A 12,603-nucleotide genomic window follows, 5' to 3' on the forward strand; every position below is an offset into this window, starting at 1 on the left:
CAGGATGTCCGGTGCTCAGGCCCCGTCGCCTGGTGCGTCCTCGCCCACCTCGCCGGACGCCCGCGAGGCGGGCACCGCGGGTCGGCCGGCCGGCGGCCGGCGGGTGGCCGGCACGTCCGGCCCGGCGACGTCGACGGGCTCCGGCTCGGCCGCCTCCTCCGCGCGGGTGGCGGCGGACCAGACGTCCTGCTCGGGCGCCGGCTGAGAATCATGCCCGGTACGGGTCGCCTCGCGCCACACGTGGTCCCCGCTCGGCTGCCCGGCGGTCGCCTGGTCGGTGCCCGGCCCGGTCGGGGCGGCGGGACCGTCCGGGGCGAACGCGCGCAGCAGGCTGGCCACCCCGGCCGCGAGATCACCCGCGCCGGTGGCGAGGCGTTCGGCGAATTCGGGACTCGGGTCACGCAGCGCGGCGATACCCCGGCAGACCGGGCAGACGCAGCACTCCGCCGATCCGGTGGCGAATCGCCCCGGACCGCCGCCCGCCGCCGGGTCCCGGTCGCCGACGCCGGCCGCGTCGGGGGTGTGACCGAGCACACCGGAGAGGATCCCACCGAGCGGACCCCAGGGACCGGCCCCGGGCGAGGCGGCGGCCAGCCGGGCGCTGGCCAGCAGCATGGCGACGAGACGCTCGGCCTCTTCCCGGGCCGAACCCGGATCAGTGGTGCCCATGGGTCGGCTCCTCTACCGTGGCGACCGGTCGGCCGGTCGGGTCAGTGGGCCGCACCGGGTGCTTCTACCCGGCGCTTGAGCTGCTTCAACGCCGCATCCATGATCATTTTCTCGGCCTTGCGGCGAAACATGCCGAGCATGGCCACGGAGAGCTCCACCTCCAGGGTGTAGGTCACCGTGGTCGTGCCGTCCGGATTCCCGGCCAGGTCGTACGAGCCGCGCTGGGACTTCTGCATCTTCGAGGGCGCCACCAGGTGCCACTCGATCCGGGAGATGTCCTCGGCGTACTCGTAGGCCAGCACGTACTCGTCGGCCATCACGCCCGCGTCGATGGTGAACCGGACCTGGCTGGCGTACCCGTCCTCGTACTCCTCGATCACCTCCGCGCGCCGCACCGCCTCGGCCCACTCCGGGTACCGGGGGAAGTCGCAGATGACCGCCGCCACGTCGTCCGGTGACGCGCCGACGATGATCGACTGGGTGGAGGAGTCCGCCATGGGGGGAGGCTACCCGGCGGGCGCCCGCCCCGCGCCGCTCCACCCCACCCGGGCGCGCGCGGGGTGTCCCAGCAGCCGGGCGGGCAACCTCCCTCCGGCACTCGGCGACGGCGCCGGGTAGGTTTCGACACAGCCGTCCATGGCCGGCCCGGCCAGTGCGAGCACGAGGGAGTGCAGGTGCGCGAGTTCTCCGTCCCGCCGATCGTCACCGTCGGCGACGCGGCCAACCTGACCGACCCGGTCTGGGACAACGCCGAGGTCGCCCCGGACGCCGTGCAGTTCGCCCGGCGGGCCGGCGACGGCGGCGCGTGGACCGACGTGACCTGCCGGCAGTTCCGGGACGAGGTGGTCGCGGTGGCCCGCGGCCTGGTCGCGGCCGGGGTCAACCCCGGCGACCGGGTCGCGCTGATGAGCCGCACCCGCTACGAGTGGACCCTGCTCGACTACGCCATCTGGGCCGCCGGCGGGGTCACCGTGCCGATCTACGAGACCTCCAGCGCCGAGCAGGCCGCCTGGATCCTGGCCGACTCCGGCGCGGTCGCCGTGGTGGTGGAGACCACCGGGCACGCCACCCTGGTCGCCGGCATCCGGGACCGGCTGCCCGCGCTGCGTGAGGTGTGGCAGATCGAGCTGGGCGCGGTGGACCAGCTGGTCACCGCCGGCGACGCGGTCGACCCGGCCGACATCGAGGTACGCCGCAGCACGCTCCGGGCCGACGACATCGCCACCATCATCTACACCAGCGGCACCACCGGCCGCCCCAAGGGCTGCGTGCTGACCCACCGCAACATGTACGCCGACATCGCCAACGCGGTGCCGGTGCTGCCGAACCTGTTCCGCCCGGGCGCCTCCACCCTGCTCTTCCTGCCGCTGGCGCACGCCTTCGCCCGGCTCATCCAGATCGGCGTGGTGCAGGCCCGGGCCACCATGGCGCACTGCGCGGACACCAAGAACCTGGTCGACGAGCTGCAGGAGTTCCGGCCGACCTTCGTGCTCTCGGTGCCCCGGGTCTTCGAGAAGGTCTACAACGGCGCCCGGCAGAAGGCCGAGGCCGACGGGAAGGGCGGCATCTTCGACCGGGCGGAGAAGGTCGCCATCGCGTACAGCGAGGCGCTGGAGACCGCCGACGGGCCGAGCGTGGGGCTGCGCGCCCAGCGCGCCGTCTTCGACCGGCTGGTCTACCGCAAGCTGCGCGCCGCGATGGGCGGCCGGTGCCGGGACGCGATCTCCGGCGGCGCGCCGCTCGGCGCGCGGCTCGGGCACTTCTTCCGGGGCATCGGGGTGACCATCTGCGAGGGGTACGGCCTCACCGAGACCTCCCCCGCGGCCGCGGCGAACCTGCCGTCGGCCACCCGGATCGGCACGGTCGGGCGGCCGCTGCCGGGCGTCACCATCCGGATCGACGACGACGGCGAGATCCTCATCTCCGGGGAGATCATCTTCCGGGGGTACTGGCACAACGAGGCGGCCACCGCGGAGGCGATCAGCGCCGACGGTTGGTTCCGCACCGGCGACCTGGGCGAGCTGGACGAGGACGGCTACCTGCGGATCACCGGCCGGAAGAAGGAGATCATCGTGACCGCCGGCGGCAAGAACGTCGCCCCGGCGGTGCTGGAGGACCAGGTCCGGGCGCACCCGCTGATCAGCCAGTGCGTGGTGGTCGGCGACCGGCAGCCGTTCATCGCCGCGCTGGTCACCATCGACGAGGAGGCCCTGCCGAAGTGGCTGGCCGGGCACGGCCGCCCGGAGACCACCGACGTCGCCGGGCTGCGCGACGACGAGGCGCTGCGGGCCGAGATCCAGGACGCGATCGACCGGGCCAACCAGTCCGTCTCCAAGGCCGAGGCGATCAAGGTGTTCCGGATCCTGCCGCAGGACTTCACCGAGGCGACCGGCGAGCTGACCCCCTCGCTGAAGGTCAAGCGGCAGGTCGTGCACAAGACGTACGCCGCGGAGATCGCGGATATCTACCGGGGCTGACTACGATCCGTCACGTGCCCGCCTCCACACCCAGCCCGCCCCAGACGCAGCCGCTCGCCGCGGCCGCCCGCCTGGTCCTCCTCGCGCTGGTCGCCGCCCTGACCCTGTTCGCCACCCGCGACGCCGCGGCGCTGTGGTGGATCGCCCTGCTGGGCGTCGCCGGGCTGCCCGCCGTGCTGGCCCCGCAGCACCGGCTGCTCGGGCTGCTCAGCCGCTTCGCCGAGGTGGTGGTGCTCGGGCTGGCCGCCAGCCAGATCGCCGCCGACACCCGGCTGACCGGGGTGACCGGCGGCCTGGGCGCCTCGGCGGTGCTGCCGTACCTGGCCGTGCCGGTCACCGTGACGGCGCTGCGCCGGCGGTTCCGGGAGGGCGCCGCGCTGCTCGCGGTGGCGGCCGCCACCCTGCTGGTCAGCGCCGCGTTCACCGAGGTCGGCGGCGAGCCGCAGCTCGGCCAGCTCGGCTACCTGGCGGTCTGCGCCCAGTGGCTGATCCTGGCCGGCCTCGGCCTGTACACGGCCGGCACCTTCCAGCGGGTGGTGCGGGTGCGCGGCGAGAGCAAGCCCCAGCCGTACGCCGAGGCCACCCGGCTGCTGACCCAGCTGCGCACGGTGGCCCGCCAGCTGCCCGGGGCGACCCTGGACCCGGGGGGCATCTCCGAGCACCTGCTGGAGGAGCTGCGGACGGTGGCCAAGACCGACCGGGGCGCGGTGCTCTCCGCCTCCGGCGGCGGCCGGCTGGTGGTGCTCGCCCAGATCGGCGCGGACCGGGTCGACTGGGAGACCACCCTCGACGCGGACTCCGCCATCGCCGACGCGTGGGCCAGCCAGCAGCCGCAGACCGCCGCCCGCTCGCAGGCCCGCTCCCGGCATACCGGTGAGGTCTCCGCGCTGATCGTGCCGCTGGTCGCCGGGGTGCGGACGGTCGGCCTGGTGGTGGTCGAGGCGGACGCCCCGCACGCGTACCCGCCGGCGGTGGTGTCCCGGGTGACCGCGCTGACCGGGCCGGCGGCGCTGCGGCTGGAGGCCGCGCTGCTCTTCGACGAGGTGCGCTCGCTGGCCACCAACGAGGAGCGGCAGCGGCTGGCCCGGGAGATCCACGACGGGGTCGCCCAGGAACTGGTGATGGTCGGGTACGGCATCGACAACGCCCTGGCCACCGTGCACGACGACGCCGAGGAGACCGCCGAGTCGCTGCGGACGCTGCGGCAGGAGGTCACCCGGGTGATCACCGAGCTGCGGCTGAGCCTGTTCGAGCTGCGCAGCGAGGTGGACCGGCACGGCGGCCTGGCCGCCGCGATCGCCGAGTACGCTCGCACCGTCGGCGCGTCCGGCGGGCTGCGGGTGCACCTGTCGCTGGACGAGTCCACCGCCCGGCTGCCCGCGGCCACCGAGGCGGAGCTGCTGCGGATCGCGCAGGAGGCGGTCACCAACGCGCGCAAGCACGCCGGCGCGTCGAATTTGTGGGTCACCTGTGAGGTCGACCCGCCGTACGCGCAAATTGAAGTGTCGGATGACGGTCACGGCATCGGTGACCAGCGCCCCGACGGGCACTATGGTCTTGCGATCATGGCGGAGAGGGCGGAACGTATCCGGGGCCGGTTGGAGATCAGGCCGCGGCGACCCAGCGGCACGACCGTGGCGGTGGTACTCGGCTCCTCGCCCCGGCGCGATAAGGTGCGCGGCAGCGCAGCAGCAGAAGGGGAGTAACCCGAGGATGACCACTAGTCCGACACCGGCCACCCGTACCAAGGTTCTCCTTGTCGACGATCACGACCTGATCCGCAAGGGACTGCGGCACGCCTTCGAGCGGGACCGGCAGTTCGAGGTCGTGGGCGAGGCCGCCACGGCCGCCGAGGGTGTGCGCCAGGCCGGCGCCCTCCAGCCGGACGTGGTGATCATGGATCTGCGGCTCCCCGACGGCAGCGGCCTGGAGGCCACCCGCGCGCTGCGCAAGTCCAGCGCCTCGATGGGCATCGTGGTGCTCACCATGTACGCCGGCGACGACCAGCTCTTCGGCGCCCTGGAGGCGGGGGCGAGCGCGTTCGTGCCGAAGACCGCCCCGGCCGACGAGGTGGTGGCCGCCGCCCGGCACGCCGCCTCCTCCCCCAGCGCGTTCACCGCCGCCGACCTGGCCGAGGCCATGAAGCGCCGGCTGGCCCCGTCCGGCCCGCAGCTCTCCCCACGGGAGGGCCAGGTGCTGCGGCTGCTCGCCGACGGCATGAGCGTCGCCGGCATCGCCAAGCAGCTCTTCGTCAGCGAGTCCACCGCCAAGACGCACATCTCGAAGCTCTACGAGAAGCTGGGCGCCGCCAACCGGGCCCAGGCGCTGATGACCGCGCTGCGGCTGGGCCTGCTCGAGGCACCGGACGCCCCCAAGTTCTGACCCGCACCGACGCCCGTCGGCCAGCGGCCCGCGTACCCGCCCGGGGCGCGGGCCGCTCCGGCATGCCGGGCAACCCCGGCCGCGTACCGTGATCGGACAGTGACGCAACGACGGTGGTCTTTGCACCACGACCGCGGGCGGGCAGAATACCCGGGTGGTCGCGCGGGCGGGACCCCGCGCGCTGTGAACAAAGGGGCAGAGGCATGCAGCGGCCGGACTGGGCACCCGACTCGATCGACATGGAGCGCCCCAGCGTCGCCCGCATGTACGACTACTACCTCGGCGGCTCGCACAACTTCGCGGCCGACCGGGCCGCCGCCCAGGCGATGATGGCGGCCGTGCCGGAGGCCCCGCTGATGGCCCAGGCCAACCGCGCGTTCCTGCGCCGGGCGGTGCAGTTCCTCGCCGAGTCCGGGGTGCGCCAGTTCCTCGACATCGGCTCCGGCATCCCCACCGTCGGCAACGTGCACGAGGTCGCCCAGCGGATCGACCCGGAGTGCCGGGTGGTCTACGTCGACGTCGACCCGGTCGCGGTGGCGCACAGCCGGGAGATCCTGGCCGGCAACGACCGGGCCACGGTGATCCAGGAGGACCTGCGCCGCCCGGCGGCCATCCTCCAGCATCCCGAGGTGACCTCGCTGCTGGACCTCAGCCAGCCGGTGGCCGTGATGATCGTGGCGGTGCTGCACTTCGTGCCCGACGAGGACCGCCCGGAGGAGATCCTGCGGACCCTGCGGTCCGCGCTGCCCCCCGGCAGCTACCTGGTCATGTCGCAGGCCAGCGACGACGACCGGGGCGAGACGGGCGAGCGGGCGGAGGCCGAGCGGGTCTACCGCCGCACCGACAGCCAGCTGTTCATCCGCAGCCGCGCCGAGCTCACCGCGCTCTTCGCCGGCTTCGACCTGGTCGAGCCGGGCGTGGTCTGGGTGCCGCAGTGGCGGCCGGATGCCCCGGAGCAGGCGGAGGACGCGGCCAAGGCGGTCTTCATCGGCGGCGTCGGGCGGCTCGGTGACTGAGCCGGCCGGGCGGGGCCGCTCCTGCCCGGGCACCTTCGCCCGGGCCTGGGCCAAGGCGGTCGCCGGCACGAGCTACCTGCCGATGACCCAGGCCCAGCTGGAGGCGCTGCTGCAACGGCTCACCGAGCGGCTGGCCGCGGCGCTCCGGTCCGAACCGTTCGACCTGCGCATCGGCCAGCAGGTCGGCGCGGAACTGGTCCGCGCGCACATCGCCTCCGCCGAAGGGCTCGGCCGCACCGTGGAGGTCATCCAGCTGCGCCTGGTCCGCGACCTCGGCCTGGTCGCCGAGGACGTCGAGGACCGGATGGCCCGGCTGCTCGCCACCGTCGCCACCGGGTACGCCCGCGCGCTGCGCGACCGCACGCTGGACGAGCAGGAGACCATCCGGCGGGCCGCCATGATGGCCCGGGCACAGGCCGAACGGGCGCTGCGGGACAGCGAGGCGCGATTCCGGCACCAGGCCACCCACGACCCGCTGACCGACCTGCCCAACCGCACCCTGTTCACCGAGCGGCTCACCGCCGCGCTGACCCGACCGGGCCGCGACGCCGACCGGGTCGGGGTCTGCTTCCTCGACCTGGACCGGTTCAAGGTGGTCAACGACTCCCTCGGCCACCAGGTCGGCGACCGGCTGCTGATCGCCGTGGCGGAGCGGCTGCGCGGCGCGCTCGGCGAGCACCTGGTGGCCCGGCTGGGCGGCGACGAGTTCGTCATCCTGGTGGAACGGACCGCGGGCACCGACGACGCGGTCCGGGTGGCCGAGGCGGCGCTCGCCGCGGTGAACGAGCCGGCCCTGGTCGACGGGCACGAACTGACCGTCTCGGCCAGCATCGGCATCGTGGAGCGGCAGGTGGCCGACACCACGCCGGTGGAGCTGATGCGGGCCGCCGACAGCACCCTGCACTGGGCCAAGGCGGCCGGCGGCGCCCGCTGGTCGCTCTTCGACGCCGACCGCAACCGCCGCGAGCTGGCCCGGTACGCGCTCTCCGCGGCCATCCCCACCGCGCTGGAGCGAGGCGAGTTCTACCTCGACTACCAGCCGCTGACCGCGCTGCGCGACGGCCGGGTGCTGGGCATGGAGGCGCTGGTCCGCTGGCGCCACCCGGAGCTGGGCGTGCTGCGGCCGGACAGCTTCATCGGGCTGGCCGAGGAGACCGGGCTGATCGGGCGGCTCGGCGGCTGGGTGCTGGCCGAGGCGTGCCGGGAGGCCCGGACGTGGGCCGACCAGGCCGGCGACGCCCCGTTCGTCAGCGTCAACCTGGCCGTGCAGCAGGTCCGCCGGCCCGGGCTGGTGGACGAGGTGCGCGCGCTGCTGGGGCGTACCGGCCTGCCGCCCGGGCGGCTCCAGCTGGAGATCACCGAGAGCACCATGATGAGCACCGCCGAGGAACCGGTACGCGCCCTGCGGGTGCTGGCCGACCTCGGCGTCCGGATCGCCATCGACGACTTCGGCACCGGCTACTGCAACCTCGCGTACCTGCGGGGCCTGCCGGTGACCGAGCTGAAGGTGGCCGGCGAGTTCGTCACCGGGCTGCGCGCCCCCGCCGACGACCCGGCCAGCCGCACCGACGAGCGGATCCTCGCCGCGCTGGTGTCGCTGGCCCACGCGCTGCGGGTGACGGTGACCGCCGAGGGCGTGGAGACCGCCGAGCAGGCCGCCCGGCTGCGGGCGATCGGCTGCGACGCCGCGCAGGGCTGGCACTTCGGCCGGCCCGGGCCGGCGCGGCAGCACCTGGACCGCTCCCCCGCCCTCTCCGGCACCGGCGCCTGACCGCCGGCTCAGGCAGGCGCGCGGGGCTGGCGGCCGTCCTCCCCGTCCAGGTACGCCAGCACGGCGAGCACCCGCCGGTTGTCGTCGTTGGACGGCGGCATCCGCAGCTTGCTGAAGATGCTGTTGATGTGCTTGCTGACCGCCTTCTCGGTGACGAAGAGCCGGCCGGCGATCGCCGCGTTCGAGCGCCCCTCGGCCATCAGGCCCAGCACCTCCCGCTCCCGGGCGGTCAGTTCCGCCAGCGGCTCCGCGCCGGCCCGGCTGGCCAGCAACTGGGCGACCACCTCGGGGTCCATCACCGTGCCGCCGGCGGCCACCCGGCGCACCGCGTCGACGAACTGGTCGACGTGCGACACCCGGTCCTTGAGCAGGTACCCGACGCCGCCGCGCCGGTCGGAGAGCAGCTCCCGGGCGTACAGCCGCTCGACGTGCTGGGAGAGCACCAGCACCGGCAGCCCGGGCAGCTCGGCCCGGGCCCGGATGGCCGCCTGCAACCCCTCGTCGGTGAAGGTGGGCGGCAGCCGTACGTCGACCACCGCGACGTCGGGGCGGTGCGTGGTGAGCGCGGGCAGCACCGACGGTCCGTTGTCGACGGCCGCGACCACCTGGCAGCCGAACGCCTCGAGGATGCGGGTCAACCCGTCCCGGAGGAGGGCGAGATCCTCGGCGATGACAACTCGCACGGCAGCTCCATGGTGACGACGGTGGGTCCACCGACCGGACTGGTCACCGTCATCGTTCCATCGAAGGCCGCCAGACGGCGCCCGACACCCGCCAGGCCGCTGCCCGCCGCCGGGTCGGCGCCGCCCCGCCCGTCGTCACCGACCACCAGGGTCAGTCGCCCGTCGGCGTACCGCACGGTGATCCACGCCCGGGACGCCGCGCTGTGCTTCGTGACGTTGGCCAGCCCTTCCGCCACCGCGAAGTACGCCGCCGACTCCACCGGCGCCGGCGGCCGGCCCGGCAGCTCCGCGCTCACCGCCACCGGCAGCGGCACGGACAACGCCAACGCCCGTACCGCACCGTCCAGCCCGCGCTCGGCGAGCACCGGCGGGTGGATGCCCCGGACCAGCCCGCGCAGCTCGGCCAGGGCCTGCCCGCTGGTCTCCCGGGCCTCGGCGAGCAGGCGGCGCACCGCCTCCGGGTCGCGCTGGACGAGCTGCTCGGCCAGCCCGATGCTCATGCTCAACGCCACCAACCGGGCCTGCGCGCCGTCGTGCAGGTCCCGTTCGATCCGGCGCAGCTCGGCCGCCTGGGCGTCGACCGTCTCGGCCCGGGTGACGGTGAGCTGGCGGACCCGCAACGCCAGCGCGGCGGCCCGGGTCGGCGGCAGGAAGAAGCCGGCGAAGGTCAGGTGCAGCCAGACCAGCCAGCGCCCGGCGGCCAGCCCGGCGGCCAGGACCAGCACCCCCAGCGGGACGCAGAGCACCGCCTGGAACAGGTTGTCGATCGGCCAGAACGGCCCGTAGCCGTACCAGACGTCGGCCAGGTGCAGCAGCACCGGCACCCCGAGCGCGCCCTCCAGGCCGTACAGCGGGAGCGCGAACGCGGCCAGGCACACCGCGCCGGTCACCGCGCCGGGCAGCAGCCAGGACAGGTCCCGCCAGGTGGCCGGGTCGGTCACCACCCAACGGAACCGCCGCCACGTGGCGACCTGCGCGCCGGGCGGGGCCGGCAGGTACGGGGTGGGCAGCTCCACCCCGCTCCACCGGGCCAGCCGCCGGTGCAGCCCGGTGCAGAGCCGGACCAGCGCGGTGACCACCGGGAACAGGGCGAACCCCACCCCGAAGGCCGGGATGAGCAGCAGCGCCACCAGCGACAACACGACCAGCAGCACGTGCGTGGTCAGCGACAGCAGGGCGATCAGCAGCCCCTGCGCGGCGGTGACCGCGGCGGGCCGCAGGCCGGCGCGGATTCGGTCGGGTACCCGGCTGTCCACGGCGCCCATTCTCCGGCACCGCCGCGCCGGAAGCGGTGGTGCTGGCACCACCCGGGTCGGCGGGATGACACCCCTGACCGGGGGCGGCCCGGGCCGAAGGATCGGGGATGAGACGGGGGCCGTGCCGGTTCCCGACGGTGACCGACCGAGAGGACAACCGATGTCACCACAACGACTGGCCGGCCTGCCGTCCGGCCGCCGGGGCAGGTACGCCGTGCTGCTGTTCTGGCTGGTGCTGCTGGCGGTGGCCGGGCCGCTCGCGCTGAAACTCGGCGACGTGCAGGACAACTCGACGCTCGGCGCGTTGCCCGCCGGGGCGGAGAGCAGCCGGGCGGCGCAGCGGGCCGCCGACGCCTTCCCCGAGTCGCGGCGGCAGCTCGCCATCGCCGTGTACGTCCGGGACACCGGCCTGACCGACGCCGACCGGGCCCGCGTCGACGCCGACCGGGCGGCCTTCGCCCGGTACGCCGAGGGCGGCGTGGTCTCCCCACCGGTGCCCGCCGCCGACGGCCGGGCGCTGCTGTTCTCCCTGCCGGTCAGCATGGACGAGGACCGGCGCGCCGAGGCGGTCGGCGCGTTGAAGGACCGGCTGACCGACGGCGCCCCGCCGGGCCTGCGCATCGCACTGACCGGCGACGCCGCCGCCGAGCACGACGTCTTCGACGCGTTCGGTGGGATGGACGGCGCGCTGCTGCTGGCGACCGCGCTCACCGTCGCCCTGCTCCTGCTGGTCACCTACCGCAGCCCGGTGCTGTGGCTGATCCCGCTGCTCGCGGTCGGTGCGGCCAACCAGCTCGCCGGCGCGGTGGTCTATCTGCTGGCCAAGCACGCCGGGCTGGCCGTGGACTTCCAGAGCCAGACCATCCTGACCGTGCTGGTGTTCGGCGTCGGCGTGGACTACGCCCTGCTGCTGATCGCCCGCTACCGCGAGGAGCTGCGCCGGCACGCCGACCGGCACCGGGCGATGGCGGCGGCACTGCGCCGCTCGTACGGCGCGGTGTGCGCGTCGGCGGCCACCGTGGCGATCGGGCTGCTCTGCCTGCTCGCGGCGGACGTGCCGGCCACCCGTGGGCTGGGCCCGGTCGGCGCGGTCGGCATCGGCGCGGCGCTGCTGGCCATGACCACCCTGCTCCCGGCGGTGCTGGTGCTGCTCGGCCGGTGGCTGTTCTGGCCGTTCGTGCCCCGCTACAGCGCCGACGCGGACACCCGCGACCGGACCGCCGACCACGGCGGCTGGCGGCGGGTCGCCAACCTGGTCGCCAGCCGGCCCCGCGCGGTCTGGCTCGGCACCGCCGCCGTGCTGGTCGCGCTGACCTTCGGCATCGGCAACCTCAGCGTCGGCCTGACCGACGACGAGTCCTTCACCACCGAGGTCGGCTCGGTCACCGGGCAGCGTCTGATCGCCGCCCACTATCCGGGCGGCTCGGCGGCGCCCGCCGAGATCCTGGCCGCCGCCGGGGCGGCCGACCGGGTGGTGGCCGCCGCCCGCGCGGTGCCCGGTGTCGCCGAGGTGGCCGCGCCGCAGCGGTCGGCCGACGGCCGGTGGGTGCGCGTGACGGCGGTGCTCGCCGACGCCCCGGACAGCGACGCCGCCTGGGACGCGGTGACCGGACTGCGGGCCGCCGTGCACGCGGTGCCCGGGGCGCAGGCCGTGGTGGGCGGACGGACCGCGACGCTGCTCGACGAGCGGCGCACGGTGGACCGGGACAACCTGGTGGTCATCCCGCTGGTGCTCCTCGTCGTCCTGGCGGTGCTGGTGCTGCTGCTGCGGTCACTGGTCGCGCCGCTGCTGCTGATGGCGAGCGTGGTGCTGTCGTTCGCCGCCGCGATGGGGGCCGCCGGGCTGCTGCTCGACGCCATGGGGCACCCCCGGCTGTTCGTCGGGGTCCCGTTGCAGACGTTCCTGTTCCTGGTGGCCCTCGGCGTGGACTACACCATCTTCCTGATGACCCGGGCCCGGGAGGAGACCGCGCTGATCGGGCACCGGCCGGGCGTGCTGCGCGCCCTCACCGTCACCGGCGGGGTGATCACCAGTGCCGGCATCGTGCTGGCGGCCACCTTCGGGTCGCTGCTGGTGCTGCCGCTCGTGCCGTCGGTGCAGGTGGGCGTCATCGTGGCGGTCGGCATCCTGCTCGACACGCTGCTGGTACGCAGCCTGCTGATCCCGGCGCTCACCCTCGACCTGGGCGTCCGCACCTGGTGGCCGGGGCGGCTGTCCCGCCGCTCCCCGCAGCCCACCCCGCCGCCGCCCGCCCCCGAACCGGCCCTGACCGCGTGACAGCAGCGGCCCCCGGTCAACGCCCGCCGTTGTGCCGGGGGCCCGCTCGACGTCGGACGGTGCCCGGGCCC

At 74.9% G+C, this 12,603-nt stretch carries 10 protein-coding genes; 6 read left to right on the forward strand and 4 right to left on the reverse strand.

The annotated features are described in order from the left end of the window. Positions 1-15: 15 nt before the first annotated feature. Complete coding sequence (locus tag ACIBPB_RS09445; RefSeq protein WP_396839094.1) at positions 16-669, reverse strand: hypothetical protein; 654 nt, start codon at positions 667-669, stop codon at positions 16-18. A 41-nt stretch (positions 670-710) separates the two neighbouring features. Then, positions 711-1,166 (reverse strand): SRPBCC family protein, encoded by a 456-nt coding sequence (locus ACIBPB_RS09450; protein ID WP_357316294.1) that lies wholly within the window; start codon positions 1,164-1,166, stop codon positions 711-713. Between the two features lie 177 nt (positions 1,167-1,343). Between ACIBPB_RS09450 and ACIBPB_RS09455 the strand changes: the two genes are divergently transcribed. From ACIBPB_RS09455 to ACIBPB_RS09475, 5 genes are all read left to right on the forward strand, one after another. Next, positions 1,344-3,146 (forward strand): AMP-dependent synthetase/ligase, encoded by a 1,803-nt coding sequence (locus tag ACIBPB_RS09455; protein WP_396839095.1) that lies wholly within the window; start codon positions 1,344-1,346, stop codon positions 3,144-3,146. A 14-nt stretch (positions 3,147-3,160) separates the two neighbouring features. After that, positions 3,161-4,852, forward strand: a complete 1,692-nt coding sequence (locus ACIBPB_RS09460) for a GAF domain-containing sensor histidine kinase (RefSeq protein WP_396839096.1) — start codon at positions 3,161-3,163, stop codon at positions 4,850-4,852. Between the two features lie 7 nt (positions 4,853-4,859). Beyond that, the gene (locus tag ACIBPB_RS09465) at positions 4,860-5,528 is read left to right on the forward strand and encodes a response regulator transcription factor (RefSeq protein WP_007072219.1); all 669 of its coding nucleotides are present in this window, start codon (positions 4,860-4,862) and stop codon (positions 5,526-5,528) included. A 203-nt stretch (positions 5,529-5,731) separates the two neighbouring features. Then, positions 5,732-6,544 carry an SAM-dependent methyltransferase gene (locus tag ACIBPB_RS09470; RefSeq protein WP_357316303.1) on the forward strand — a complete coding sequence of 271 codons (813 nt, stop codon included), beginning with the start codon at positions 5,732-5,734 and terminating at the stop codon, positions 6,542-6,544. Then, positions 6,474-8,315, forward strand: coding sequence for a putative bifunctional diguanylate cyclase/phosphodiesterase (locus ACIBPB_RS09475; protein WP_396839097.1), 1,842 nt, complete (start codon positions 6,474-6,476; stop codon positions 8,313-8,315). Before ACIBPB_RS09470 ends, ACIBPB_RS09475 begins: the two co-directional genes overlap by 71 nt. Positions 8,316-8,323: 8 nt before the next feature. On the opposite strand, the gene ACIBPB_RS09480 is transcribed toward ACIBPB_RS09475, so the two are convergent. After that, positions 8,324-8,998 carry a response regulator gene (locus ACIBPB_RS09480; RefSeq protein WP_396839098.1) on the reverse strand — a complete coding sequence of 225 codons (675 nt, stop codon included), beginning with the start codon at positions 8,996-8,998 and terminating at the stop codon, positions 8,324-8,326. After that, complete coding sequence (locus ACIBPB_RS09485) at positions 8,950-10,254, reverse strand: histidine kinase (RefSeq protein WP_357316309.1); 1,305 nt, start codon at positions 10,252-10,254, stop codon at positions 8,950-8,952. The genes ACIBPB_RS09480 and ACIBPB_RS09485 overlap by 49 nt, the downstream gene beginning before the upstream one ends. Before the next feature lie 160 nt (positions 10,255-10,414). Here ACIBPB_RS09485 and ACIBPB_RS09490 point away from each other — a divergent pair, with 160 nt between their 5' ends. Next, a complete protein-coding gene (locus ACIBPB_RS09490) occupies positions 10,415-12,532 on the forward strand; it encodes an MMPL family transporter (protein WP_396839099.1) in 2,118 nt (705 codons plus the stop codon). Positions 12,533-12,603 lie beyond the last annotated feature (71 nt).

This window comes from Micromonospora sp. NPDC049836, assembly GCF_044465125.1.
In the GTDB taxonomy this organism is placed as follows: Bacteria; Actinomycetota; Actinomycetes; order Mycobacteriales; family Micromonosporaceae; genus Micromonospora.

Coding starts and splice junctions, on each gene's coding strand:
- ACIBPB_RS09445 (WP_396839094.1), bottom strand. CDS start 669: ATGGGCACCACTGATCCGGGTTCGGCCCGGGAAGAGGCCGAGCGTCTC.
- ACIBPB_RS09450 (WP_357316294.1), bottom strand. CDS start 1,166: ATGGCGGACTCCTCCACCCAGTCGATCATCGTCGGCGCGTCACCGGAC.
- ACIBPB_RS09465 (WP_007072219.1), top strand. CDS start 4,860: ATGACCACTAGTCCGACACCGGCCACCCGTACCAAGGTTCTCCTTGTC.
- ACIBPB_RS09470 (WP_357316303.1), top strand. CDS start 5,732: ATGCAGCGGCCGGACTGGGCACCCGACTCGATCGACATGGAGCGCCCC.
- ACIBPB_RS09475 (WP_396839097.1), top strand. CDS start 6,474: ATGCCCCGGAGCAGGCGGAGGACGCGGCCAAGGCGGTCTTCATCGGCG.
- ACIBPB_RS09490 (WP_396839099.1), top strand. CDS start 10,415: ATGTCACCACAACGACTGGCCGGCCTGCCGTCCGGCCGCCGGGGCAGG.